Source organism: Streptomyces sp. NPDC001068 (genome assembly GCF_042897315.1).
GTDB lineage: Bacteria > Actinomycetota > Actinomycetes > Streptomycetales > Streptomycetaceae > Streptomyces.
This window is the reverse complement of sequence record NZ_JBIAYD010000027.1, coordinates 13207-37483: the sequence shown is the minus strand read 5'-3', so window position 1 is coordinate 37483 and position 24277 is coordinate 13207. Positions and strand designations below refer to the sequence as shown.

The 24277-nt window shown below is 71.5% G+C and carries 23 protein-coding genes; 10 read left to right on the top strand and 13 right to left on the bottom strand.

Annotated elements, in window-relative coordinates:
- Window positions 1-44 precede the first annotated feature (44 nt).
- Entirely contained in the window at window positions 45-1607 is a 1563-nt protein-coding gene (locus ACFY3I_RS42345) for an FAD-binding oxidoreductase (RefSeq protein WP_390866291.1), read from the bottom strand.
- A gap of 366 nt (window positions 1608-1973) precedes the next feature.
- Between ACFY3I_RS42345 and pstS the strand changes: the two genes are divergently transcribed.
- The 4 genes from pstS (at window position 1974) to pstB (ending at window position 6124) form a co-directional block, all read left to right on the top strand.
- Complete coding sequence (gene pstS / locus ACFY3I_RS42340; RefSeq protein ID WP_390866290.1) at window positions 1974-3104, top strand: phosphate ABC transporter substrate-binding protein PstS; 1131 nt, start codon at window positions 1974-1976, stop codon at window positions 3102-3104.
- A gap of 144 nt (window positions 3105-3248) precedes the next feature.
- Window positions 3249-4256: a phosphate ABC transporter permease subunit PstC gene (gene pstC / locus ACFY3I_RS42335; RefSeq protein ID WP_365289895.1), complete on the top strand. Its 1008-nt coding sequence runs from the start codon at window positions 3249-3251 to the stop codon at window positions 4254-4256.
- Window positions 4253-5308: a phosphate ABC transporter permease PstA gene (pstA, locus tag ACFY3I_RS42330; RefSeq protein ID WP_390866289.1), complete on the top strand. Its 1056-nt coding sequence runs from the start codon at window positions 4253-4255 to the stop codon at window positions 5306-5308. Before pstC ends, pstA begins: the two co-directional genes overlap by 4 nt.
- A 39-nt stretch (window positions 5309-5347) precedes the next feature.
- Entirely contained in the window at window positions 5348-6124 is a 777-nt protein-coding gene (gene pstB, locus ACFY3I_RS42325; protein ID WP_365289891.1) for a phosphate ABC transporter ATP-binding protein PstB, read from the top strand.
- Window positions 6125-6561: 437 nt separating this feature from the next.
- On the opposite strand, the gene ACFY3I_RS42320 is transcribed toward pstB, so the two are convergent.
- Together ACFY3I_RS42320 and ACFY3I_RS42315 are read right to left on the bottom strand one after the other, a co-directional pair.
- On the bottom strand, window positions 6562-7560 hold the full coding sequence (locus ACFY3I_RS42320) for an anion permease (protein WP_390866288.1): 999 nt from the start codon (window positions 7558-7560) through the stop codon (window positions 6562-6564).
- Window positions 7561-7567: 7 nt separating this feature from the next.
- Window positions 7568-8188, bottom strand: coding sequence for a DUF47 family protein (locus tag ACFY3I_RS42315; protein ID WP_351708843.1), 621 nt, complete (start codon window positions 8186-8188; stop codon window positions 7568-7570).
- Between the two features lie 197 nt (window positions 8189-8385).
- Here ACFY3I_RS42315 and ACFY3I_RS42310 point away from each other — a divergent pair, with 197 nt between their 5' ends.
- Window positions 8386-8724: a metal-sensitive transcriptional regulator gene (locus tag ACFY3I_RS42310; RefSeq protein WP_365289887.1), complete on the top strand. Its 339-nt coding sequence runs from the start codon at window positions 8386-8388 to the stop codon at window positions 8722-8724.
- Window positions 8725-8780: 56 nt separating this feature from the next.
- Here the strand turns inward: ACFY3I_RS42310 and ACFY3I_RS42305 are convergent, their stop codons facing one another.
- From ACFY3I_RS42305 to ACFY3I_RS42265, 9 genes are all read right to left on the bottom strand, one after another.
- On the bottom strand, window positions 8781-8942 hold the full coding sequence (locus ACFY3I_RS42305; RefSeq protein WP_390866300.1) for a hypothetical protein: 162 nt from the start codon (window positions 8940-8942) through the stop codon (window positions 8781-8783).
- A gap of 110 nt (window positions 8943-9052) precedes the next feature.
- Window positions 9053-9907, bottom strand: coding sequence for a hypothetical protein (locus ACFY3I_RS42300; RefSeq protein WP_390866287.1), 855 nt, complete (start codon window positions 9905-9907; stop codon window positions 9053-9055).
- A 321-nt stretch (window positions 9908-10228) separates the two neighbouring features.
- Window positions 10229-10645 carry an NUDIX hydrolase gene (locus ACFY3I_RS42295; RefSeq protein ID WP_365289882.1) on the bottom strand — a complete coding sequence of 139 codons (417 nt, stop codon included), beginning with the start codon at window positions 10643-10645 and terminating at the stop codon, window positions 10229-10231.
- Window positions 10642-11664 (bottom strand): CHAD domain-containing protein, encoded by a 1023-nt coding sequence (locus tag ACFY3I_RS42290; protein WP_365289880.1) that lies wholly within the window; start codon window positions 11662-11664, stop codon window positions 10642-10644. Before ACFY3I_RS42290 ends, ACFY3I_RS42295 begins: the two co-directional genes overlap by 4 nt.
- Window positions 11645-13999 carry an RNA degradosome polyphosphate kinase gene (locus tag ACFY3I_RS42285; protein ID WP_390866286.1) on the bottom strand — a complete coding sequence of 785 codons (2355 nt, stop codon included), beginning with the start codon at window positions 13997-13999 and terminating at the stop codon, window positions 11645-11647. The genes ACFY3I_RS42290 and ACFY3I_RS42285 overlap by 20 nt, the downstream gene beginning before the upstream one ends.
- Window positions 14000-14195: 196 nt before the next feature.
- Window positions 14196-14975, bottom strand: coding sequence for a hypothetical protein (locus ACFY3I_RS42280; protein WP_390866285.1), 780 nt, complete (start codon window positions 14973-14975; stop codon window positions 14196-14198).
- An 8-nt stretch (window positions 14976-14983) separates the two neighbouring features.
- Complete coding sequence (locus ACFY3I_RS42275; RefSeq protein WP_390866284.1) at window positions 14984-15895, bottom strand: ABC transporter permease; 912 nt, start codon at window positions 15893-15895, stop codon at window positions 14984-14986.
- On the bottom strand, window positions 15892-16770 hold the full coding sequence (locus tag ACFY3I_RS42270; protein WP_390866283.1) for an ABC transporter ATP-binding protein: 879 nt from the start codon (window positions 16768-16770) through the stop codon (window positions 15892-15894). The genes ACFY3I_RS42275 and ACFY3I_RS42270 overlap by 4 nt, the downstream gene beginning before the upstream one ends.
- Window positions 16767-17195 (bottom strand): GntR family transcriptional regulator, encoded by a 429-nt coding sequence (locus ACFY3I_RS42265; RefSeq protein ID WP_390866282.1) that lies wholly within the window; start codon window positions 17193-17195, stop codon window positions 16767-16769. Before ACFY3I_RS42265 ends, ACFY3I_RS42270 begins: the two co-directional genes overlap by 4 nt.
- A gap of 112 nt (window positions 17196-17307) precedes the next feature.
- On the opposite strand from ACFY3I_RS42265, the gene ACFY3I_RS42260 reads away from it, so the two are divergent.
- The 4 genes from ACFY3I_RS42260 (at window position 17308) to ACFY3I_RS42245 (ending at window position 21162) form a co-directional block, all read left to right on the top strand.
- The gene (locus ACFY3I_RS42260; protein ID WP_365289868.1) at window positions 17308-17850 is read left to right on the top strand and encodes an RNA polymerase sigma factor; all 543 of its coding nucleotides are present in this window, start codon (window positions 17308-17310) and stop codon (window positions 17848-17850) included.
- Window positions 17847-18656 carry a zf-HC2 domain-containing protein gene (locus ACFY3I_RS42255; protein ID WP_365289867.1) on the top strand — a complete coding sequence of 270 codons (810 nt, stop codon included), beginning with the start codon at window positions 17847-17849 and terminating at the stop codon, window positions 18654-18656. The genes ACFY3I_RS42260 and ACFY3I_RS42255 overlap by 4 nt, the downstream gene beginning before the upstream one ends.
- 113 nt (window positions 18657-18769) lie before the next feature.
- Window positions 18770-19630, top strand: a complete 861-nt coding sequence (locus ACFY3I_RS42250) for an ABC transporter ATP-binding protein (RefSeq protein WP_365289865.1) — start codon at window positions 18770-18772, stop codon at window positions 19628-19630.
- Window positions 19627-21162: an ABC transporter permease gene (locus ACFY3I_RS42245; protein ID WP_390866281.1), complete on the top strand. Its 1536-nt coding sequence runs from the start codon at window positions 19627-19629 to the stop codon at window positions 21160-21162. Before ACFY3I_RS42250 ends, ACFY3I_RS42245 begins: the two co-directional genes overlap by 4 nt.
- A gap of 58 nt (window positions 21163-21220) precedes the next feature.
- On the opposite strand, the gene mshD is transcribed toward ACFY3I_RS42245, so the two are convergent.
- The gene (mshD, locus tag ACFY3I_RS42240) at window positions 21221-22150 is read right to left on the bottom strand and encodes a mycothiol synthase (protein ID WP_390866280.1); all 930 of its coding nucleotides are present in this window, start codon (window positions 22148-22150) and stop codon (window positions 21221-21223) included.
- 168 nt (window positions 22151-22318) lie between these two features.
- On the opposite strand from mshD, the gene ACFY3I_RS42235 reads away from it, so the two are divergent.
- On the top strand, window positions 22319-24115 hold the full coding sequence (locus ACFY3I_RS42235; RefSeq protein WP_390866279.1) for a bifunctional metallophosphatase/5'-nucleotidase: 1797 nt from the start codon (window positions 22319-22321) through the stop codon (window positions 24113-24115).
- The last annotated feature ends 162 nt before the right edge of the window (window positions 24116-24277 follow it).

Sequence of the window (24277 nt, the reverse complement as noted above, 5' to 3'; positions counted from 1 at the left end):
ACGCACCCGCGGCCGAAAGACCCCCGCGATCCCCGCAAGCCCTGCTACAGCCCCTGCGGGGAGGAGAAGAACCGCTCCGGGTCGTACTGCTGCTTCACCTTGCCGAGCTTCGTCACCGCGTCCCCGTAGTACGCCTTCTTCCAGCCGGTCAGCGTCGGGTCCGCGTAGTTCTGGTACGCGGCGCCGGAGGCGTACGGCTTCATCGCGGCGTGTGCCGCGTTCAGCCACGCCTGGCCCGTGCCGCCGGAGGATCCGGCACCCCACGACACTATGTACTGGGCCAGCATCCGCGACCGCCGGTGCACGAACGCGGTCGCCGTCGGGGAGACCCGGTTGACCGCACCGCCGAGCGCCGTGAACGCGATGCTCCCCGCGCCGCCCCGGACCGAGCCGATCTGCTTCAGCGCCGCCTGGATGCCGGCCGTCGAGAGCGAGCGGTCGAAGAAGTCGGAGCGGGCCGCGTAGGTCTCCCGGCCCAGCTTGCCCGCCGTGGAGCGGCCCGGAGTGGATCCGGGCAGGTGGCACTGCGGCTCGGTGGCGAAGGAGGAGCAGCCGGCGTAGATCTCCATCGCCTCCTCGTAGCCGTGGCGGCGCAGCGAGACGGAGGAGGCGTTGGCGCCCGCCTTGTGGGCGAGGGCGTCGACCGCGTTCTGGAGTTCGCCGTAGGTGCCCATCGAGAAGCAGGCCACCGAGACGCGCGGGCCGCTGCCCGAGTTCTCCAGGTGCAGGGAGGACCAGATCTCGTCCGGCTGGGACGGCCCCCACTCCTGCCAGGCCTTGAGGACCTGCGCGGCCTTCGCCCACGGCCAGGTCAGGTACGCCGTGACGCCCTGCGGGGTGGGATGCGTCTTGAACTGCAGCTCGGTGACGACGCCGAAGTTGCCGTTGCCGGCCCCGCGCAGCGCCCAGAAGAGGTCCTTGTTGCTGCTCGCGTCGGCGACCACCTGCGTGCCGTCCGCCGTGATCAGTGTCGCCCGGGTGAGGCTGTCGCAGGTCAGGCCGTAGGCGCGGGACGCGACCCCGTGTCCGCCGCCCAGCACCAGGCCGGAGACGCCGACCGTGGGGCAGGAGCCCGCCGGGACGGTCACGCCCTTGGCGGCGAGACCCCGGTAGACGTCGATGAGCTTGGCACCGGCGCCGACGACCGCCGTGCCGCCGCCCACCCGGATGCGGTTGAGCTTGGAGACGTCGAGGATCAGCCGGCCGTCGCCCGAGGAGTAGCCCGCGTAGGAGTGGCCGCCGTTGCGGATCGAGACCTTCAGGTGGTGGGCCTGGGCGTACGACAGCGTGGTGCGGATGTCGTCGGCGTGGGCCACGTAGGCCACGGCGGACGGCTTCAGCCCGTCGAAGCGGGTGTTGTAGAGCTGGTGGGCCGTCGTCCAGTTCGCGTCGCCGGGGCGGACCAGGGTGCCGTCCAGAGCGTGGGCGAGGGCGGTCCAGTTGGCCGCGGCCGCTGCGCTGGTGGTCTTCAGCGCCGTACGGGAGGATGTGGACACGGGCGGTGCGCCGGTCGTGCGGGGCGCGGTGGCGCCGCCGGAGCTGCACCCGGCCAGTGCGGTCGCCGCGAGGGCGGCGGCCCCGCCCGATATGAAGGAACGCCGTTCCATGCCCATGCCTTTCGTCGGCTTTCGTGGGACGAGACGGCGTCCGTCGCACACGGGTTCCCGTGCGCGGGTCATGAATGCCGTGCCCTCGTGACGACTGCGATGGCGAACGGCGAATAAATGTTCGCGTAACCCGGCAGTTGGAACCGGGGCGTGCCCTCACCGTGAGCGTTCCGTGACCTAACCGGGTTGACGGCAGGGGTTCACCCTCCGTTTACCTATGGCCATCGGCGCCTTCACCTGTTCTGCCTAATTTCGGCCTTACCCGGTGCGGTGAGTGGTCATAAATCCCCAGTCAGGAGGCCCTCGCCCCGCCACGATTACCTCGCACGCCGCCGACGGTGGCGCATCTGGAAGGAACTCCCGAAAGTGAAGCTTCAGCGCAAGAACCGGCTGCGCGCCCTGTCTCTCGGTGCTGTCGCCGTCACCGGTGCCCTGACCCTCTCGGCGTGCGGCTCGGACGACAACGGTGGCGGCAGCGGTTCGAGCACCCCCTCGAGCTCCGCGAACGCCAGCTCCATCAAGTGCGACGACGCCAAGGGCCAGCTGCTCGCCGACGGCTCCTCCGCGCAGAAGAACGCCATCGACGCCTGGGTCAAGGCCTTCTCCCAGGCCTGCGGTGTGCAGATCAACTACAAGGGCTCCGGCTCCGGCGCCGGTGTGACCGCCTTCACGCAGGGCCAGGTCGCCTTCGCCGGCTCCGACTCGGCGCTCAAGCCGGAAGAGGTCGCCGCCTCCAAGAAGGTCTGCAACGGCGGCCAGGGCATCGACCTCCCGATGGTCGGCGGCCCGATCGCCCTCGGCTACAACGTCCCGGGTGTCGACAACCTGGTCCTGGACGCGCCGACGATCGCGAAGATCTTCGACAGCAAGATCACCAAGTGGAACGACGCCGCGATCAAGAAGCTGAACCCCGACGCGAAGCTCCCCGACCTCAAGATCCAGGCGTTCCACCGCTCGGACGAGTCGGGCACGACGGACAACTTCACCAAGTACCTGATCGCCGCCACCCCGTCCAACTGGAAGTACGAGGGCGGTAAGGCCTGGCAGGCCAAGGGCGGCCAGTCCGCTCCGCAGTCCGCGGGTGTCGCCCAGCAGGTCAAGCAGACCTCCGGCGCCATCGGCTACTTCGAGCTCTCCTACGTCGCGGACGGCGTCAAGGCCGTCTCGATCGACACGGGTGCCAGCAAGCCGGTCGCCCCGTCCACCGAGTCCGCCACCGCCGACATCGCCGCCGCCCAGATCGTCGGCACCGGCAAGGACATGGCGCTGCAGCTCGACTACAAGACCAAGGCCGAGGGTGCGTACCCGATGACCCTGGTCACGTACGAGATCGTCTGCGACAAGGGCAACAAGGCCGACACCCTCCCGGCGACCAAGGCGTTCCTGCGCTACATCGCCTCCGAGGACGGCCAGAAGGTCCTCTCCACGATCGACTACGCCCCGGTTCCGAGCGACATCATCACCAAGGTCCGCGAGACCATCGAGGCCCTGAGCTAAAGATCCGCGAGTGCGGCCGAGTCCCGGCAGGGGCCCGGCCGCACCGTCCGGTGCACCGCCGCCCGGAGCCGTACGCCCCTCAGAGCCGGGGCGTGCGGCTTCTCCGAGCCGCCCGTCAGGCGGCTCCGCAGACCGGAGAACCCGATGGACATATCTACACAGACAACAGACGCATCTCCTCCCACCCCACGGCACGGCTCCGCCCAGCAGAAGCGGAACGCCCGGGGGGCCACCCGCGCCGGTGACCGGGTCTTCCTCGGTCTCTCCCGCGGATCCGGCATCCTGCTGCTGGTGATCATGGCCGCGATCGCGGTCTTCCTCACCTACCGTGCCGCCCTCGCGATCAACCGCGACCACAGCAACTTCCTCACCACCTTCGAGTGGAACACCAACGTCATCCCGCCGAGCTTCGGCATCGCGGTGCTGGCCTTCGGCACGGTGGTCTCCTCGATCATCGCCATGGCCCTCGCGGTCCCGGTCGCCGTCGCGATCGCGCTGTTCATCACGCACTACTCGCCGCGCAGGCTCGGCGGCATCATCGGCTATGTGATCGACCTGCTCGCCGCGGTGCCGTCCATCGTGTACGGCCTGTGGGGCGCGCTGGTGCTGGTGCCGCACATGTCCGGCCTGTTCGGCTGGCTCGACAAGTACTTCGGCTGGACCGGGATCTTCTCCTGGGACGGCGGCGCCCCCCGCTCGATGCTGACCGTCGGCATCCTGCTCGCGATCATGATCCTGCCGATCATCACCAACGTGAGCCGCGAGGTCTTCCGCCAGGTCCCGCAGATGCACGAGGAAGCGGCACTCGCCCTCGGCGCCACGCGCTGGGAGGTCATCCGCATGTCGGTGCTGCCCTTCGGCCGCTCCGGCGTGATCTCCGCCTCGATGCTCGGCCTCGGCCGCGCGCTCGGCGAGACGATGGCCGTCGCCACCGTGCTCTCCCCGGACTTCGACATCCACGCCAGCCTGCTCAACCCGGGCGGCGGAACCTTCGCCCAGAACATCGCCAGCAAGTTCGGTGAGGCGACCGACGACGGCCGCGACGCGCTCATCGCGTCCGGTCTGGTCCTCTTCGTCATCACCCTGCTGGTCAACGGCGCGGCCCGCTACATCATCCAGCGCCGCGCGGAGTACTCGGGGGCCAACGCATGAGCACCGCAGCAGTCAAGCGCCCCAGCACCCTGCAAGGCGCCACCCTCCCCAAGTGGTCCCCCTACGCCATCGTCGGCGGGTCCATCGTCCTCGGCGTGGTCATCGGCCTCGTCGGCGGCCTGGACAGCAAGATCCAGTGGGGCCTGATCGCCGCCGTCCTCTACATCCTCGGCACCTACGGCATCGCCGCCCGGGTCGAGGGCCGCCGCCAGGCGAAGGACCGGGTCGCGACCTCGCTCGTCTGGGTCGCCTTCATCGTCGCCGTCATCCCGCTGGTCTCCCTGATCTGGGTGACCATCTCGCGCGGTGTGAAGGTCCTGGACTTCTACTTCCTCAGCCACTCCATGGGTGTGGTCGCCGACGCCCAGCCCGGCGGCGGTGCCTACGCGGCCATCATCGGCTCCCTGGAGCAGGTCGGCCTCGCCACCCTGATCGGCGCTCCGATCGGCATCCTCACCGCGGTCTACCTCGTCGAGTACGGCCGCGGCCGGCTCGCCAAGGCGGTCACCTTCTTCGTGGACGTGATGACGGGTATCCCGTCGATCGTCGCGGGTCTGTTCATCCTCAGCCTCATGCTGATCTTCGACATGCAGCCCTTCGGCTTCGCCGGATCGCTCGCCCTGGCCATCCTGATGATGCCGGTCGTGGTCCGCTCCACCGAGGAGATGCTCAAGCTCGTCCCCAACGAGCTGCGCGAGGCCTCGCTGGCCCTCGGCGTGCCGAAGTGGCGCACGATCCTGAAGGTGGTCCTGCCGACCTCCATCGGCGGTATCACCACCGGTGTCATGCTGGCCATCGCCCGTATCGCGGGTGAGACCGCTCCGGTCCTGCTGCTGGTGTTCGGCAACCCGTTCATCAACAACAACCCCTTCGAGGGTGCGCAGTCGTCGCTGCCGCTGTTCATCTACCAGCAGTACGCGAACAGCGCCGGTTCCGACGCGGGCTACGACCGTGCCTGGGCGGCCTCGCTCACGCTGATCGCCTTTGTGATGATCCTGAACCTGGCGGCCCGCGGCATCGCCCGCTGGAAGGCCCCGAAGACCGGTCGCTGACCGGCCTACAGCGACCGACTCCCTGGAAGTGAAGAAGTAATGTCCAAGCGAATCGACGTAAGCGGGCTCTCCGCGTACTACGGCTCCCACAAGGCCATCGACGACATCTCGATGAACATCGAGCCGCGCACCGTCACGGCGTTCATCGGCCCCTCCGGCTGCGGCAAGTCGACGTTCCTGCGCACGCTGAACCGCATGCACGAGGTCACCCCCGGTGGCCGCGTCGAGGGCAAGGTCCTCCTGGACGACGAGAACCTCTACGGCGCCGGCATCGACCCCGTGTCGGTGCGCCGTGAGATCGGCATGGTGTTCCAGCGTCCGAACCCCTTCCCCACCATGTCGATCTTCGACAACGTGGCCGCGGGTCTGAAGCTGAACGGCAACTTCAAGAAGAGCCAGCTCAACGACATCGTCGAGAGGTCGCTCAAGGGCGCCAACCTCTGGAACGAGGTCAAGGACCGCCTGAACAAGCCGGGCTCCGGTCTCTCCGGTGGTCAGCAGCAGCGGCTGTGCATCGCCCGTGCGATCGCGGTCGAGCCGAAGGTCCTGCTCATGGACGAGCCCTGCTCGGCCCTGGACCCGATCTCCACCCTCGCCATCGAGGACCTGATCGGTGAGCTCAAGGAGCGCTTCACGATCGTCATCGTGACGCACAACATGCAGCAGGCCGCGCGTGTCTCCGACCGCACCGCGTTCTTCAACCTGGCCGCCGTCGGCCAGCCCGGCCGGCTGATCGAGATCGACGACACGGAGCGCATCTTCTCCAACCCGTCGGTCCAGGCGACCGAGGACTACATCTCCGGCCGCTTCGGCTAAGCCGGAACCGACCCCTCGCGGTGCTGCATGGCGGTGCCACCGCGAGGATGCAAAAGGGCCCGCCCCTGGCTCCCGGGGGCGGGCCCGTCCTTTTGCCCACCCGTCCACCCTCCCGCCCGCCTGCCCGCCCGCCCGACTCGGTCCGCCGGGAGGCGAGGTCGTAGGTGGGGGGCCGCTGCGGACCGGGGCTGCGGACCGGGGCTGTGGAAGAGCCGCGGATTGTGGGGGCCGGCTCGTGTCGTACGGCGGCCGCGGGCACGTCGTGGCCGCTCGCGCAGTTCCCCGCGCCCCTGACGGGGCTTGCGCCTCCGACGGGCCTTGTGCCTGCGCCTCTGACGGGGCTCGTGTCCCTGGGTCTTGGGAGGCGGTGTCGGAGGTGTGGTGCGGCTTTTCGGCCTTGCCCCTGTGTGGACCGAGTCGGGTGGGCGGGAAACCGGTCAGAGGATCGTCAGGTCGACGATGCCGAAGGCCGCCGCCGCCACCAGGGCCGCCGCAGGCATGGTGATGAACCAGCCCAGGACGATGTTCTTGGCGACACCCCAGCGGACCGCGTTCACGCGCTTCGTCGCGCCGACGCCCATGATGGCCGAGGTGATGACGTGGGTCGTGGAGATCGGCGCCTTGAAGAGGAACGCCGTGGTGAACATGATCGACGCGCCCGTCGCCTCGGCCGCGAAGCCCTGGGGCGGGTCCAGTTCGATGATCTTGCGGCCCAGCGTGCGCATGATGCGCCAGCCGCCCGCGTAGGTGCCCAGGGACAGCATCACCGCACAGACGATCTTGACCCAGACCGGGATCGCGTCGCCGTACGACGCGTGGCCGGAAATCACCAGTGCCATGAAGACGACGCCCATCGTCTTCTGGGCGTCCTGGAGGCCGTGCCCGAGCGCCATGCCGGCCGCGGAGACGGTCTGCGCTATGCGGAAGCCCTGCTTCGCCTTGTGCGGGTTGGAGCGCCGGAACAGCCACATGATGGCCGTCATGACCAGGTAGCCGAGGAGGAGGCCGACCACGGGCGACAGGAACATCGGGATGATGATCTTGTCGAGGACGCCGTTCCAGAGCACCTGTGTGCCGCCGGCCAGGGCCGCGCCCACCAGGCCGCCGAACAGGGCGTGGGAGGACGAGGAGGGCAGCCCGAAGTACCAGGTGACGAGGTTCCAGACGATCGCGCCGACGAGCGCGGCGAAGAGGATTCCCATCCCCGTCGAACCCTGGGGTGTCTTGATCAGGCCCTCGCTGACCGTCTCGGCGACCTCGTTGCCGAGGAACGCGCCGGCCAGGTTCATCACCGCGGCCATGGCGAGCGCCGCCCGGGGCGTGAGCGCACGCGTCGACACCGACGTGGCGATCGCGTTCGCCGAGTCGTGGAAGCCGTTCGTGTACGTGAAGAAGAGCGCGACCAGGATGGTCGCGACGAGCGCGAAGGTGTCCATCGACGCCTCAGGACTCCTTGACGGCGATGGTCTCCACCGTGTTCGCCACGTGCTCGAACGCGTCCGCCGCCTCTTCCAGGACGTCCACGATCTGCTTGAGCTTCAGCACCTCGATCGCGTCGTACTTGCCGTTGAAGAGGTGGGCGAGGAGCTTGCGGTGGATCTGGTCGGCCTGGTTCTCCAGACGGTTGACCTCGATCCAGTACTCGGTGAGGTTCTCCATCGTGCGCAGGTTGGGCATGGCCTCAGCGGTCAGGTCCGCGGCCCGCGCCAGCACCTCGATCTGCTGCTCGACGCCCTTGGGCAGCTCCTCGACGTTGTAGAGGACGACCAGGTCGACGGCCTCCTCCATGAAGTCCATGATGTCGTCGAGGGAGGACGCGAGGGAGTAGATGTCCTCGCGGTCGAAGGGCGTGATGAACGAGGAGTTCAGCTGGTGGAAGATCGCGTGCGTGGCGTCGTCACCCGCGTGTTCCGCTGCCCGCATGCGCTCCGCGATCTCGGCCCGGGCAGACGCGTCCGCCCCGAGCAGTTCCATCAGGAGTTTCGAGCCGGTGACGATGTTGTCCGCGGACGCGGCGAACATGTCGTAGAAGCTCGTCTCCCTGGGGGTCAGACGAAAGCGCACTTGGGGTCCTCGGTATGCATGGGTTTCGGTCAGGCTGATGCTAGGCGCATCATCCGGCCACGGCTAATGGGCCGTCCTCCAGTGTCACCCATCGGGCATGGTGATCAGTACGGGGGCGTCCCGAGGGCCCTATACCCAGCAAAGTTCGTTACCATATACCCACCAGGGGTATATGTATCGGCAATGCGGAGGACGCGATGACGACCACCGAGGCCGGCGCCACGAAGCCCTCCGGAAACGGGGCTCCGGCGGCCACGCACGGCTACCACAAGCAGAAGGACGAACACCTCAAACGGCTGCGCCGGATCGAGGGCCAGATCCGCGGCCTGCAGCGCATGGTCGACGAGGACACCTACTGCATCGACATACTCACCCAGGTCTCCGCCTCCACCAAGGCCCTGCAGTCGTTCGCGCTGCAGCTCCTGGAGGAGCACCTGCGGCACTGCGTCGCCGACGCCGCGGTCAAGGGTGGTGCGGAGATCGACGCGAAGGTGGAGGAGGCCACCCAGGCCATCGCCAGGCTGCTGCGGACCTGACCGGGGGGTCCGGGCAGGGGTCCGGGCCGCGTGCCCACCTGCGGGCCTGGCCGAAGTCAGACGCTCTCGCGCTCCTCGGCCACGCGCAGCACCTCGTCGATGCTCTCCAGGCTGAGCCGGTCCTCGGCGGCCGAAGCGGCGATGATCAGCTCTCCGCACAGCTCGATCTCGGCGAGGGCCACGTGGTCCTGAACTGCCGTACCGCCGACCGGAGCCACGTGCGTCACCTCTTCTCTGCCGTCACCGACTTCCTAGAGTAGGGAGCGGTCTACACAACGCGCATGGCACGGACGGGCTAGTTCACCGGTTGTACGGAGCCGATCCCGGACTAGTGCGCTGGCTGGTTTTCGGCGATCCGGCCCGCGTAGATGTCCCGGGGACGCGGCAACCTTACGTCCACCGGGGTGCCGAAGTCGTAGAGCAGGGTCGTCGAGGCGACCGCCACCGTGCCCTTGCCGGTGTCGTTGACGAAGCTGAACCGCTGCCGGAGCTTGCGGACCCGGCCCTCGTCGTCGAGGTACGCGTCGAACGGGACCTCGGCGGTGGCGAACCCTTTCGCCGCGGCGGTGAGGGCCGGCCGGCTGCCGGCCGAGGCGGCGCGGGCGGCGACCGCGAGGTCGGCGGTGCCCCGGTAGTGCCTGACCGCGGTTCCGGCGACCTCGGTCCTGCCCAGGTAGATGGCGGTGCGGGTGCCGAGGAGCAGCTCGGTCGCGGCGAACGGGTCGGTCGCGCCGCCGGTGACCAGGTTGCCGTCGGAGAGGCTCGCGGTCTCCACCCGTACCCACTTGTCGGCGGGCACCCCGGCTCCCCTGTTCTTCATGAACAGTGCGCCCGGGGCGAGGAGTTCGGTGATCGGGCGGTGCTCGGGCGTGCCGGCCGGGTCCTGCGGGAGCACGACGGTGAGCTCGCCGAGCTGGTGGCGGTAGTCGTACCCGCCCTTGCCGCGGATGGTGACCCGGGTACCGCCGGTCGCCATCTCCATCGATGTCGTCACCCTGGAGGTGGCGGCGGCGCGCAGGGCGTCCGCCGCGTGCCGCAGGACGGTGACCGCGGAGTCGCCGGTGCCGCCCCCGGCCCCTTCGGCGGCGGCCCCGCCGCAGCCGGTCGCGCACGTGCCGAGGCCGACCACGAGCCCCACGGTGACCGCCGTCTTCCCAGCGCGCCTGTGCTGCCGCCGATCCATCGCCTGCCTACCCCCAGCCGGTACGTCCGTCACGGGCCCCCTGTCGTTCCGCTTAACGAGGGGTGGGTGGGCCCGTCACGCACACCCGGCCTTTACCGGGCGTGGGTAACGTTGTCCGAGTGGTGGAGAGGAACGCTTCCGGTCGGGCTGCGCAGCGGCAGGAGCACGATACGGAACTGGTCGAACACGGACCGTTCTGTTACGCGCGGTGTACGTGCGGGTGGCGGGGGCCGGCGCGTCGGGCGCGCAGCCTCGCGCGCACCGACGGGGCGGGGCATGTGAGCGGGGGCGGCTGAGCAGGGCGCCTGGGGGTTCCCTCGCCTAAGGGGTGTTGTGCAGCGAGGCGAGCAGCTCGTCGACCAGTTCGGCGTCCCTCGGCTGGGTCAGGCGCTGCCGGGCCGCCGCCGGGCGGAGCCACAGGATCCGGTCCACCTCGTGGTTCGGGGTGAAGTGGCCCTCTCCTGCTTCCCCCGCCCAGTAACGGACCTGCTTGGGGCGGTCGTTGGCGTAGTAGAGGGCCGTGGACAGTTCGCCGCCGAGCAGCGCGGCGTAGCCGGTCTCCTCCGCCACCTCGCGCAGGGCCCCGGTGACCGCGTCCTCGCCGCGCTTCAGCTTGCCCTTGGGGTGGGACCAGTCGTCGTACTTGGGGCGGTGGACGAGGCAGACCTCGAGGTCCCCGTCCACCGGCGAGCGGCGCCACAGGACGCAGCCGGCCGCCAGCACCGGGGTGCCGTTCACACCGCCTCCACCCGCTGCTTCTGCCACGCCTGCTGGAAGACGAACCGGGCCGCCTCCACCTCGTGGCGCTGGTCGGCGTGGAGGACGCCGAGGGCGTAGGCGGTCGCCGGCGCGATGCGCGGGGTGCGGGCGGCGGCGGCCGCGGCGGCCGCCGCCTCGGAGGCGTCGCGGTGCCGGTTCAGGGCCTGGCCCGCCGCGAGCAGCCGTACGTCCACCGGGGCGCCCTGCCCGCACAGCACCTCGCGGGCGTAGCGGTGCAGGCGCAGCAGGAGGCGGACCTGGTGCCACGGCCCGTCCTGGGGGTGCGGGGACGGGTCCGGGGACAGGCCGTGGACCAGGGCCTCCGCGTTGTACGGGTGGCCGGCCGTGACCAGGGGCAGGGCCGCGATGGCGTCGGTGAGCCGCTCCTCGGCCGCCGAGGAGAGGGGGCGCAGGTCCGTGGCGGGTGCCGCGCCGGTGAGCGGGACCTCGCTGGCCAGTACCGCCACCTTGTCGGCGACCGCGTGGAAGCGGGAGGAGCCGAGCGCCTGGAGGGCCGTGGAGTGGGCCCGGGTGCGGGCGAGGGTGAGCTGGCGGTCGAGCAGGGCGCCGGCCTTGGCGGCGCCGACGGTGAGGTTGCCGCGCTCGGCCGCCGTCTCCGAAGTGGCCTGACTGGGCAGGCTGGTCGAGCCGGAGAGCCGGTGGAGCGCCAGCAACAGACGTTCCAGTCGTGCCTCGTAGGCGTGCTCCAGGCCCAACGTGCCCGACAGCCAGGCAAGTTCCGGGCGGATCTCCTCCGACCAGTCGGCTTCCAGCAGCGGACGGAAGGTGTGCAGGCTGCCGCTGATGCGCCGGGCCGAGCGGCGCAGCGCGCGGGCCGCGTCGACGGACTCCTCCGCGGTGCCGGCCGTCCCGGTCTCCCGGTGCAGGCGCAGCGCGCGGAGGAACTCCGTGGCCTGGGCGCGCAGGTAGCCCGCGAGGGCGTCCCCGGTCACCACCCGGGCCGTCGGGTCCGTCGGTTCAAGGTGTTGCTGTGCCACGCCGGCGCCTCCGGGCGTCTATGAGCATCTCCTGGACGTTGCGCAGGGGCTGTCCGTCCGCGTCGGTCGCGTGCCGGGTCCACTCGCCGTCCGCACCCAGGTGCCAGGAGGAGGTGGAATCGGACATACCGGTTTCGAGGAGCCGGCTGATCGAGGCCCGGTGGCCCGGATCGGTGACCCGGACCAGCGCCTCTATCCGGCGGTCGAGGTTGCGGTGCATCATGTCGGCGCTGCCTATCCACACCTCGGGCTCGCCGCCGTTGCCGAAGGCGAAGACCCGGGAGTGCTCCAGGAAGCGGCCGAGGATCGAGCGGACCCTGACGTTCTCCGACAGGCCCGCCACGCCCGGCCGGATCGCGCAGATGCCGCGGACCCAGATGTCGACCGGCACGCCCGCCATGGACGCGCGGTACAGGGCGTCGATGATCGCCTCGTCGACCATCGAGTTGACCTTGATGCGGATGAACGCGGGACGGCCGGCCCGGTGGTGCTGTACTTCCTTGTTGATCCGCGCGATCAGTCCGTCGCGCAGCGACTTGGGCGCCACCAGCAGGCGGCGGTAGGTCTCCCGGCGCGAGTAGCCGGAGAGCCGGTTGAACAGGTCCGACAGGTCCGCGCCGACCTGGCTGTCGGCGGTGAGCAGGCCGAGGTCCTCGTAGAGCCGGGCCGTCTTCGGGTGGTAGTTGCCGGTGCCGACGTGGCTGTAGCGGCGGAGCGTCTCGCCCTCCTGGCGGACCACCAGGGACAGCTTGCAGTGCGTCTTCAGGCCCACCAGGCCGTAGACGACGTGGCAGCCGGCCTCTTCCAGGCGCTTGGCCCACTTGATGTTGGCGTGCTCGTCGAAGCGGGCCTTGATCTCGACCAGGACGAGGACCTGCTTGCCGGCCTCTGCGGCGTCGACGAGCGCGTTGACGATCGGGGAGTCGCCGGAGGTCCGGTACAGGGTCTGCTTGATGGCGAGGACGTCCGGGTCCTCGGCGGCCTGCTCGATGAAGGCCTGCACGGAGGTGGAGAAGCTGTCGTACGGGTGGTGCAGCAGGACGTCCCGCTCGCGCAGGGCGGCGAAGATGTCGGGCGCGGACGCCGACTCGACCTCCGCGAGATCGCGGTGGGTGCCCGCGATGAACTTGCGGTACTTCAGCTCCGGGCGGTCCAGGCCGTGGATGCGGAACAGGCCGGTCAGGTCGAGCGGGCCGGGCAGCGGGTATACCTCGGCCTCGGACACCTTCAGCTCGCGGACCAGCAGGTCGAGGACCTCGCGGTCGATGGACTCCTCGACCTCCAGGCGCACCGGCGGCCCGAAGCGGCGCCGCATGAGCTCCTTCTCCAGGGCCTGGAGCAGGTTCTCGGCGTCGTCCTCCTCGACCTCCAGGTCCTCGTTCCTGGTGAGGCGGAAGGCGTGGTGCTCCACGACCTCCATGCCCGGGAACAGTTCCTCCAGGTGGGCGCCGATGACGTCCTCGATCGGGACGTACCGGCCCGCGCTGCTCTCCAGGAAGCGGGACAGCGACGGCGGCACCTTGACCCGGGCGAAGTGCTTGTGGCCGCTGACCGGGTTGCGTACCACCACGGCCAGGTTCAGGGAGAGGCCCGAGATGTACGGGAAGGGGTGCGCCGGGTCGACCGCCAGGGGGGTCAGGACCGGGAAGATCTGGTGCCGGAAGAGCGTGAAGAGCCGCGCCTGCTCCTTCTCGGTCAGCTCGGACCAGCGGACCAGGTGGATGCCCTCCTCGGCGAGCGCGGGGGCGATGTCCTCGTGGTAGCAGGCGGCGTGCCGGGCCATCAGCTCGCGGGAGCGGGCCCAGATCATCTCCAGCACCTCGCGGGGCTGCAGCCCGGAGGCCGACCGGGTGGCGACGCCGGTGGCGATGCGGCGCTTGAGGCCGGCCACCCGGACCATGAAGAACTCGTCCAGGTTGCTGGCGAAGATCGCCAGGAAGTTGGCCCGCTCCAGCAGGGGCGTGTTCGGGTCCTCGGCGAGTTCCAGGACCCGCTCGTTGAACGCGAGCCAGCTGCGTTCCCGGTCGAGGAAGCGGCCCTGGGGCAGTTGGGGCCCGTCGTACGGGGACTCCTCGTACGCGTCGAGGTCCGCGTCGATGTCGGGTTCCAGGTCGGAGACCGCGGCGGCCACGGTGTGCGGGCGGTGTGCCGCTATGGAGCCCACGGAGGGCTGTGCGTGCTGGACCTCTGCCTGGGCGTTCTGCTGACTCATGACCCCATTGTTCCGCGCCCGGGGCGTGACGGGCGCGTCGGAACGTGCGGGTGGGAGTTGAACGACCCCGTTTCCCGCGGACCCCGGCGGGGGCGGCGACGGCTCTGGCACGGCGGGCTTCATTGGCTGAGCGTCGCAAGCCAGCCTGAACCAATGGTTAAGAGGACATGGCGTATGGGATAGCTGCGAGGGGCTCACGGACGTCGAAGATCGGGCCGTGACGTCCTTCGGGATCACGAAAGCGACGATCGGGTACGAGCTTCCCACGGCTCCCGTGCGCCCTTCCGCCGGCGGAGGGACACACGGGTCAGACGGTCCCTCAGCGGGTCCGGCGGCGCAAGAGGGAGAACGAGCCGATGAGGGCCGCCGCGGTCAGGACGAGCACCATGGCGGTGGCCGCCAGGTGAACCGGCCAGAAACCGTGCAGGGGGCCGTGCAGCGGCTGCCAGGCCGTGCGCAGGTACAGCCTGACCGCCAGCGTCACGGCGGCGGCCGCGGCCAGCGCCGGCAGGGTGCGGCGCAGGGCGATCCCGGCGAGCGCGCCGACGGCGAGGCCGAGCAGCAGCAGGGCGGGCAGCAGCGGGCCGCGCGGGATGAAGACCCGGTCCCAGGTCCAGTCGGTGACCAGTGCGTCCTGGTCCGAGGTCCACGCCCAGCCGAAGACCAGTGCCAGCAGGCCGCCCCCGGCCAGGAGCGGCAGGGCGGCCGCGGTCAGCTTCCCGGTCAGCCAGCGGGCCGGGGAGAGGGACTGGGTCCAGGCCAGCTTGGCGGTGCCGGACTCCAGTTCCCGGCCGGTCAGCGCGCCGCCCGCCCAGGCGGCCACGGCGACGGGGGCGTAGCCGAGGACCTCGCCGAGGAAGTTGAAGAGGTTGCCGGCGTCGGTGAGCGCCGAGTAGTCGCAGCCGGGGAGGTCGCCGTCGGCGGAGTGGTGGAAGCCCTGGCAGGCCCGCTCGGCGGGTACCTCGGAGAGGTGCAGCCACAGCAGCCAGCCGGTGACGAGCAGCGCGAAGGCGGACCACACGAGCAGGGCCGGGCGGTGCAGCCGGCGCAGCGAGCGCTGCGCGGACGCGGGGGTGGCGGCGGGGGCGGTGGTGGACACGGCGGGCATCAGGAGGCGGTCTTTCCGGTCAGGCGGCGCAGCGCCAGGAAGCAGCCCAGGGTCAGCAGGGCCGCCACGGCGAGCAGCAGGGCGCTGGTGGTCAGCTGCAGCGGCCAGTAGTGCGAGGCGGGGTGGTAGTCGCCGCGGGGGACGTCGCCGGCGAGCGTGCTCGACCGCCAGGTCCAGGTGGTGTGGGGGAGGTCGAACACGGCCTGTCCGGTGCGGGTCCCCGAGGGCCACAGGCGGGGCATGAGCACCTGGACCACGGCCCAGAGCGCGCCGGTGAGGAGCAGGCCGAGGCCGAGGCCGGGCAGGGTGCGGCGGGACAGCAGGCCGGTCAGGGCGCCGGCGGCCAGGCCGCAGAGGACCAGGGCGACGAGGGTCGGCCCGTTGGTGTGGAAGGTCCAGACGTCGTACCACTCCTTGGCGGTGTCGACGCGCTCGTGGCCCGCGGCCCAGGCCAGGTGGTGCAGCCACACCAGCAGCGCGGTCCCGGCGGCGACGGCCGCGGCGGGCACCGCGAGCCGGACGGCCAGCCAGCGCACGGGTGTACTGGACTGGGTCCAGGCCAGCCTGGCGGTGCCGGACTCCAGCTCCTTGCCGAACGCGCCGCCGGCCCAGGCGGCCGCCAGGAGGGGGATCGCGGCCACGGCCAGGGTGGCGTAGTTGTACCAGTCCTTGTAGCGCAGGATCGCGTTCTGGTCGTACCGGCACTGGTGCTCGGGGGTGCAGGCGTCGTAGTGGCGCCAGGCGTCGGCCGCCGCGTCGGTCAGCGGGCCGTGCAGCAGGAGGAGCAGGACGGTGAGGGCCAGGACCAGACCCGTCCAGACGTACAGCGCGGAGCGGTGCAGGTGCACCACCCAGCGGGCGAGGTGGGCCCGGGCGGCCGGCGCGGGCGCGGATGCGGTCAGGGTGGTCATACGGTGGCCTCCACCGCGGTCAGGGCCGGGGCCTCGGGGTTGCGGAGATGGGCGAGGACCAGCTCCTCCAGGGAGGGGCTGCCGGTGTGCCAGTCGGCGGGCAGCGGGCCCGCGGGGCGGACCAGGGCGCTGAGCTGCCGGCCGGTGGTGCGGGAGTCCACGACGGTGTGCGGGGCGAGGTCGGTGTCCGCGGGCGCGGAGACCCGGGTGTGGGCGGCGAGCAGGTCGTCGATCTCGCCCGCCAGCCGGACCCGGCCGCCGCCGATCAGCAGCAGGTGGTCGCAGGAGTCCTCCAGCTCGGCGACCACGTGCGAGGACATCGCGATGGTGGTGCCGTGCCGGGCCGCCTCCACCATCAGCAGGCCCATCAGTTCGTGCCGGGCCAGCGGGTCCAGGTCGGCCATCGGCTCGTCCAGGATCAGCAGTTCCGGCCGCTTGCCGAGCGCGAGGGCGAGCGCGACCCGGGTGCGCTGGCCGCCGGAGAGGGCGCGGACCCGGGACTTCGGGTCCAGGCCGCCGGCGGCCACCACGTGTTCGGCGGCGGCCGCGTCCCAGCGCTCCGGGTTGAGGCCGGCGCCCATCCGGAGCGTCTCGGCGACGGTGAGCTGCGGGTACAGCGGCTTGTCCTGGGCGACGTAACCGATCCGGTCGCGCGCCCGGCCCGGGGTGGTGCCGAGGACGGTCAGCTCGCCCTCGGTGGGGCCCAGCAGGCCGGCGGCGAGCGCCAGCAGGGTGGACTTGCCCGCCCCGTTGGGGCCTACGACGGCGCACACGCGGCCGGTCGGCAGCCGGAAGCCGCAGTCGCGCAGCGCCCAGCCCCCGCGGCGGCCGAACCGCTTGCCGAGCGCGGTGGCCGCTATCGCGGTGTCGGTCATGAACTCTCTCCTTGGAAGTGCTTCTCGGGCACGGCGAAGTCCCGCTCCACCGGGGTGAAGTGCTTCTCGAGTACGGCGGTGAAGAGCGCGGCCACGTCGTCCCGGTCCAGGCCGGACTCCCGGGCCCGGACCGCCCAGTCGGCCAGCTCCCCGTGCAGCGGGGACTCGGCCGTGGCGGTTCCCAGGGCCCGTTTGACGAACGTGCCGAGGCCTCGCCGGGCCTCGACCAGCCCCTCCCGTTCCAGCTCCCGGTATGCCTTCAGGACGGTGTTGGGGTTGATGGCGGTGGCCTCGACCACCTCGCGTGCGGTCGGCAGCCTGTCGCCCGGCCGGAGGTGGCCGAGGCGGAGCGCCTGTTTGGTCTGCTGGACGATCTGGACGTAGGTGGCGACGCCGGAGCGCCGGTCGATGCGGTACTCGACCACCCGTACAACCACCCTTTCACTAATTGAGTAGTGAAAGGGTGGTGGAAGACGGCTCGGAAAGTCAAGGCGGATCTTCGTGAACCGATCGGCCGGGCTCGTGCGATGAGGGGACGTGAGCGGAACGAGAAGCGACGGGGAGCTGCTGCGGGCGATCGCCGCGGACTCCGACCGGCGCGCCTTCGAGGAGCTGTACCGGCGGTACGCGCCGTGGCTGACCGTGCGCCTGCGCGGCCGGTGCGCCGACCCGGCGCTCGTCGACGACGTCGTGCAGGAGACGTTCCTCGCGGTGTGGCGCGGCACGGCCCGCTACCACGAGGACGGCGACGCCGCCGGGTGGCTCTGGCGGATCGGGTCGCGGCGGCTGGTGGACGCGGTGCGCGGCGACGGGGCCCGGGGCCGGCTGCGGCAGGCGCTGGCACGGCTGCGGCACCGGGACGAGGCCTCGGCGGAGGAACGCGTGCTCGCGGGGGTGGAGCACGGGGACCTCGCCGGGGCCCTGGTCCGGCTCTCGCCGGAGTTGCGGGCGGTACTCCAGGCGACGGTGATCGACGGGCTCACCACCCGGGAGGCGGCGGTCCTGCTCGGCATCCCGCCGGGCACGGTCAAGACACGGGCGATGCGGGCCCGCAAGCGGCTGCGGGAGGAGTTGGCATGACCTGGCACGTGTCCGAGGAGGACCTGCGGGCCTACGCGCGCGGCGAACTGGCGCCGCCGCTGCTGTGGTCGGCCGACACCCACGTCGGCGCCTGCGCCGAGTGCCGTGCGGTGCTCGCCGCGGTGTGCGACCCGGTCGCGCTGGACGCCGGCTGGGACCGGCTGGACGCCGAACTGGACGCGCCGCGGCCGGGACCGGGCGAACGGCTGCTGACCCGGCTGGGCGTCGGCGAGCACACCGCGCGGCTGCTCACCGCGACCCCGGTGCTGCGCCGCTCCTGGCTGGCGTCGGTCGCGTTCGTGCTGGCGGCGACCGTCACCGTGGTGCGCGTGGTGGACGCCCCGGCCCTGTTCCTGGCGCTGGCGCCGCTCCTTCCGCTGGCCGCGGTGGCGCTGTCGTACGGACCGGCCCTCGATCCGATGCACGAGATCGCGGCGGTCACCCCGACGCACGGCTTCCGGCTGCTGATGATCAGGACGGTGGCCGCGCTGGCCGCCTCGCTCGGCCTCGACTGCCTCGCCGCGCTGGCCCTGCCCGGGTTCGGCCTGCTCGCCTTCGCCTGGCTGCTGCCCGCGCTCGCGCTCACCGCGGCCGGCCTGGCGCTCTCCGCGCGGCTGGGCCCGCTGCTCGGCCCCGGCCTGGTCGGCGGTGCCTGGACGCTGCTGATGGCGCTGGCCGCGCGGCATCCGGCGGACATGCCGGTCGTGTTCACGGCGGCGGGACAGTCGGTGGCCGCCGTCCTGGCCGCGCTGGCGATCTTCCTCCTGCACCAGGCGCGAGAGCGCTTCGACGTCAGGCCCGGCTGACCCGGCACCCGGCCGCCCCTTCGAGCTCCCGTCCTACGACCTCCCGCCCTTCGAGCTCCCGCCCTTCGAGCTCCCGCTCTTCGACCTGCTGATCCTGATCGCTGGAGTACCTCGTGAACACCACTGTCTCCGCCGCAGGCCTCACCGTGCGCTACGGCGGCACGCGGGCCCTGGACGGCGTCTCGCTGCGTCTGACGGACGGCGTGACGGGCCTGCTGGGCCCGAACGGCGCCGGGAAGACGACCCTGCTGAAGGTCCTGGCCACGGTGGTACCGCCCGACAGCGGCGGCTTCACCGTCCGCGGTCAGGACCCGTCGACTCCGGCCGGCCGGCTGGCCGTGCGCCGCACCCTCGGCTACCTTCCGCAGACCCCCGGATTCCACCCGGACTTCACGGCCTTCGAGTTTGTCGACTACGTGGCCGTCCTCAAGGAGCTGACCGGCCGCGCCGAACGGCATCGCGAGGTACGGAGGGTCCTGGACCGGGTCGGGCTCGCCGACGCGCGCTCCGTGCGCATCAGGCGGCTGTCCGGCGGGATGCGCCAGCGGGTCGCGCTGGCCGCGGCCCTCGTCGGCGACCCCGGCCTCCTGGTCCTGGACGAGGCGACCGTCCATCTCGACCCCGAACAGCGGATGCGGTTCAGGGAGTTGGTCGCGGAGGCGGGGGAGGACCGCACGGTGCTGCTCTCCACCCACCAGACCGAGGACGTGGCGATGCTCTGCCACCACGTGATCGTGCTGGCCGGTGGCCGGGTCCGCTTCGACGGCAGCCCCGCCGAGCTGGCGGAGCGTGCTGCGGGCCGGGTGTGGAGCAGCGCGGAGCGGGCCGCCGGCGCCCGGGCGGCGTGGCGCACCGGCAACGGCGCCTACCGCAACGTGGGCGACCCGCCGGCCGGCGCCGACCTGCTCGAACCGACCCTGGAGGACGGCTACCTGCTGGTCCTCGACGACGAGACCACGGAGGTGGCGGCATGACGACGACCCTGGTGAAACCGCCGGTGCCCGGGGAGCGCGAGGCCGGCCGCCGCGCCGCGTCGGTGCTGGTCCTCGCGTCCTTCGAGGCCCGTCAACTGGCCCTGCAGATACCGGTGGTGCTGTTCGGCCTGGTCTATCTCGTCTACGTCGGATACCAGTTGCTCGGCCGGGACGAGGGCATGGACGACTACCCGGTCCTGCACGACGTCGACCGGGCCACCCAGGGCGGTCCGATGCTGCTCTGCGTCGCCCTGCTGGCGTGCGTGCACCGGGCCGCCGTGCTGAACCGGCGGCGCGGGCTGGAGGAGCAGCTCTCGGTGGTGGTCGTGTCGCCGGCGCGGCGCACGCTGGCGCACGTCCTGTCGGTGGTGCCGTTCGCGGTAGGTGTGGCCCTGCTGGTGGGCGTCCAGTTCGGCCGGGCGGCGCTGCGGCCGGGCGCGGCGGGCCACGGTTCGCTCGCCGAACTCGCCGTCGCACCGCTGACGGTCCTGCTCTGCGGGGCGGTCGGAGCGCTGCTGGCCCGACTGCTGCCGTACGCGGCCGCCCCGGTGCTGTTCGTGATCGCGCTGGTGGCCGTCCTCACCCTCGCCGGGGGTGTCACCGGCGGCGTGCACGGCGTGCAGTGGCTCTGGCCGGCGGTGGAGGAGACCGGCGCCACCCCGGTCCCGGGCGAGCTGCTCGGCCGCCCCGCGGGCTGGCACGCGCTGTACCTCGCGGGACTGACGGTGCTGGCGGCGGGCGTCGCGGTGATGGTCGCGGGCGGCCGGACGCGGCTGCTCCAGGGGGTGACGGCCGTGGCCCTGGCCGCGACGGTCCTCGGCGTGAACGGCCAGACCCCGGGCCCGTCCGCCGCGTTCCAGGCCACCCGCAAGGCGGAGGCGGACCACCCGGCGAAGTACCAGACCTGCGTGGCGCGCGGGATGTCCCGGTACTGCGCCTACCCGGACTGGGCCGGCTGGACGGCCGACTGGGCGGGAGTGGAGCGCCGGGTGCGGGCCGAGGCCGGCGGCGCGGCGGCCACGGCGCGTCTCACCGTCCGCCAGCACATCCAGGAGATCACCGACCTGACCACCGACGGCGCCATGACGACCGGTTCGGCCCGGAGCACGGTCACGGTCGGCACCCAGTGGGGCGGCAACCGGGTCCCCGAGTTCGCCGTCGGTGTCGCCCGGGTCCTGGTGGCGCACGACGAGAGGGCCACCCTCGACATGTGCGACGCCCGCGGGGTCACGACGATGTGGCTGGCCCTCGCCACCGACCCCACCCCGGAGGCCACCTTCCGCCGGCTCCGCATCGACGACAGCCTCACCGGCCCGGCCGCGGTCCTCACCCCGGACGGCGGCAGCATGGGCGTCTCGGCCCAGACGACCGAAGTGGTACGGGAACTGTTCCGCGCTCCGCACGACACGATCGCGGCCCGGGTGAAGGCCCACTGGGCCGAGCTGACCTCGTCACGGACGACCGCGGCGGAGGCGGCCCGCCTGCTGGGCGTGAGGGTCCCCCAGGGACCGGAAGACTGCGGGAACGGCTGACGGCGGCGCCGTGGCGGCGGCGCCGTGGCGGAGGGGCCGCCGCCACGGCCGACGGTCCTCACGTCTCCGTGCGGTACATCAGGTCCGTCTCGTGGGTCGTGAAGCCGAGGCGTTCGTACACCGCCACCGCCGCCGTGTTGTCGGCGTCGACGTAGAGCATCGCCGTCGGCAGGCCCCGGCCGGCCAGGTGGCGCAGGCCGATGGTGGTGAGGGACTTGCCGAGGCCGCCGCCCTGGGCGGCGGGGGAGACGCCGAGGACGTAGACCTCGCCGAGGCGCTCCTGGTCGTGGACCTTGGTCCAGTGGAAGCCGAGCAGCTCGCCGTCCCGCTCCGCCAGGAAGAAGCCGGCCGGGTCGAACCAGGGCTGGGCCGTGCGGTCGTCCAGGTCGCGCTGGGTGAGCGAGCCCTGTTCGGGGTGGTGCGCGAAGGCGGCCGCGTTCAGGGCCAGCCAGGCCGTGTCGTCCTGGCCGGGCACGAAGGCGCGGACCGTCACGCCCTCGGGGAGCTTCGGGTCGGGCAGGTCCAGGTCGGTCAACGGGCGGCGCATCTGGCGCAGTTCGCGGAACAGGCTGAGGCCGAGCACCTGGGCGAGGTGGCGGGCCGCCGAGTGGCCGCCGTGCGCCCAGACGCGCAGCCGTTTGCCGGAGGCCGCGAGGAGGGCGGAGCCGAGCGCGCGGCCGTGACCGTGGCCCCGGTGGGCGGGGTGGACGACGAGTTCGGCGGCCGGTGCCTCCACCGGGTCGGTGTCCTCCAGCTGGGCGTAGCCGACGAGTTCACCGCCCGCGGTCAGCAGGAGGTGGGAGACGCCCTCGCGGGCGCCGCCGCGGAGCTGGATCCGGCCCTGCTCGGACACCGGCTGCTGGCCGTCGGAGCCGGCCGCCTCCGCGAGCAGCTCCAGCACGGCCTCGGCCTGGTCCGGAGCGAGCTCGGCGTAGGTGTCGATGGAGCGGGAGTGCAGGGGCGGCCGTGCGGTGTCGTCGCTGGTCATGCGTACGAGGGTACGGGTCCCGACCGGCAAAGTGGGGGCACCGCGGGAAGGTAAAGGGCAGGGCAACCGGCAACCAAGATGTAACCATGAACCCCCTGTTGTGCTACGCGCGTTGACCCTAGGCTGCGCCGGACCGGGCCACTTCTCGGCAGAACCGCAGGGGGTTTCATGCAAGCGAAGTCCAGACCGTCCGGAAGGCGGACGTACGCGCTGCTCGCGTCGGCCGCCGGGCTGGCCGTCGTCGCGGCGCTGGCGGGCGCTCTGCCCGCCGACGCGCACTCCGGCAAGGGGCACGGGCACCACGGCCCCGGCCGCTATCAGGACGTACAGCTGCTCTCCTTCAACGACCTGCACGGCAACCTCGAACCGCCGTCGGGTTCGTCGGGCCGGGTGACGGAGACCCAGGCCGACGGGACGACGAAGACGATCGACGCCGGCGGCGTGGAGTACCTCGCCACGCACCTGCGGCAGGCCCGCAAGGGCAACCCGTACTCGATCACGGCCGCCGGCGGTGACATGGTCGGCGCCTCCCCGCTGATCTCGGGGCTCTTCCACGACGAGCCCACCATCGAGGCGCTCGACAAGCTCGACCTGGACGTGACGACGGTCGGCAACCACGAGTTCGACGAGGGCGCCAGGGAACTCGCGCGGCTGCAGAACGGCGGCTGCCACCCCACCGACGGCTGCTACACGGACAAGAGGTTCAAGGGCGCCGACTTCCCCTACCTGGCAGCCAACGTCCTCGACGAGAAGACGCACCGGCCGATCCTGAAGCCGTACTGGGTCTGGAAGAAGAAGGACGTCAGGATCGGCTTCATCGGCGTCACTCTGGAGGGCACGCCGGGCATCGTCTCCGCCGACGGCGTCAAGGGGCTGGCCTTCAAGGACGAGGTCGAGACGATCAACAAGTACGCCAAGGTGCTCCAGCGCCAGGGCGTCCAGTCGATCGTGGCGCTGGTGCACGAGGGCGGCTTCCCGGCCTCGGCCAACTACAACTACGACTGTGACGCGTCGGGTGCCGGCAGCGGCATCTCCGGCCCGATCGTCGACATCGCCAAGAACGTGACGCCGGCCGTGGACGCGCTGGTCACCGGCCACACCCACACCGCGTACGTGTGCACGGTCGACGACCCGGCCGGCAACCCGCGCATGGTCACCTCCGCCGCCTCCTTCGGGCGTCTGTACACCGACACTACGCTGACCTACGACCGCCGTACCGGGGACATCGCGCGTACGGCCGTGAAGTCGGCCAACCGCGTGGTCAGCCGGGACGTCGCCAAGGCGCCCGACCTGACCGCGCTGATCGGGAAGTGGAACGCCCTCGCCGCCCCGATCGGCAACCGCGCCATCGGCTACATCTCGGCCGACGTCAACAGCACCGGTACCGAGTCCCCGATGGGCGACCTGATCGCCGACGCGCAACTGGCCTACGGCAAGGAGCTGGACCCGGAGACCGACCTGGCGCTCATGAACCCGGGCGGGGTGCGGGCCGGGCTGACGTACGCGGCCACGGGGAGCGAGGGCGACGGGGTGGTGACCTACGCGGAGGGCTTCACGGTCCAGCCGTTCGCCAACACCGTCAACCTCCAGGACTTCACCGGGGCGCAGCTCGTCCAGGTGCTCAAGGAGCAGGTGAGCGGTGCCAACGCGGCCGCGCCGAAGATCCTGCTGCCCTCCGCGGGGCTGACCTACACCCTGGACCTGACGAGGACGGGCGCGGACCGCGTCGTCGCCGACTCGGTGAGGCTGGACGGCCGGCCCGTCGACCCGGCGGCCACCTACCGCGTCGCCACCAACTCCTTCCTCGCGGGCGGCGGCGACGGCTTCACCACCCTCGGGCAGGGCACCGGCGACGTGGTCGGCACCGACGACCTGTCCGCCCTGGCGCGGTACCTGACGGCCAACTCCTCGGCCACGGCGCCGCTCGCGCCGCCGGCCGCGGACCGGATCACGGTCGTGCGGTAACCCCCCCGGCCTTCGTACGGGCCCGGTGTGCGCATCCCGCGTGCACCGGGCCCGTTTTCCGTTCCGCTCTGTAAAACCTGTGTGAGACGGCGTTTGGTTCCGCATTGCTTCTGAAAATTCATCTCAGTCGCAATTCATCGAGGTCTCAGTGAAAATGGCTTT

Coding starts and splice junctions, on each gene's coding strand:
- ACFY3I_RS42310 (WP_365289887.1), top strand. CDS start 8,386: ATGACGACCACCGAGGCCGGCGCCACGAAGCCCTCCGGAAACGGGGCT.
- ACFY3I_RS42270 (WP_390866283.1), bottom strand. CDS start 16,770: ATGACCGACACCGCGATAGCGGCCACCGCGCTCGGCAAGCGGTTCGGC.
- pstB (WP_365289891.1), top strand. CDS start 5,348: ATGTCCAAGCGAATCGACGTAAGCGGGCTCTCCGCGTACTACGGCTCC.
- ACFY3I_RS42345 (WP_390866291.1), bottom strand. CDS start 1,607: ATGGAACGGCGTTCCTTCATATCGGGCGGGGCCGCCGCCCTCGCGGCG.
- ACFY3I_RS42275 (WP_390866284.1), bottom strand. CDS start 15,895: ATGACCACCCTGACCGCATCCGCGCCCGCGCCGGCCGCCCGGGCCCAC.
- mshD (WP_390866280.1), bottom strand. CDS start 22,150: ATGACCAGCGACGACACCGCACGGCCGCCCCTGCACTCCCGCTCCATC.
- ACFY3I_RS42300 (WP_390866287.1), bottom strand. CDS start 9,907: ATGGATCGGCGGCAGCACAGGCGCGCTGGGAAGACGGCGGTCACCGTG.
- ACFY3I_RS42285 (WP_390866286.1), bottom strand. CDS start 13,999: ATGAAGCCCGCCGTGCCAGAGCCGTCGCCGCCCCCGCCGGGGTCCGCG.
- ACFY3I_RS42245 (WP_390866281.1), top strand. CDS start 19,627: ATGACGACGACCCTGGTGAAACCGCCGGTGCCCGGGGAGCGCGAGGCC.
- ACFY3I_RS42320 (WP_390866288.1), bottom strand. CDS start 7,560: ATGGACACCTTCGCGCTCGTCGCGACCATCCTGGTCGCGCTCTTCTTC.
- pstA (WP_390866289.1), top strand. CDS start 4,253: ATGAGCACCGCAGCAGTCAAGCGCCCCAGCACCCTGCAAGGCGCCACC.
- pstC (WP_365289895.1), top strand. CDS start 3,249: ATGGACATATCTACACAGACAACAGACGCATCTCCTCCCACCCCACGG.
- ACFY3I_RS42235 (WP_390866279.1), top strand. CDS start 22,319: ATGCAAGCGAAGTCCAGACCGTCCGGAAGGCGGACGTACGCGCTGCTC.
- ACFY3I_RS42255 (WP_365289867.1), top strand. CDS start 17,847: ATGACCTGGCACGTGTCCGAGGAGGACCTGCGGGCCTACGCGCGCGGC.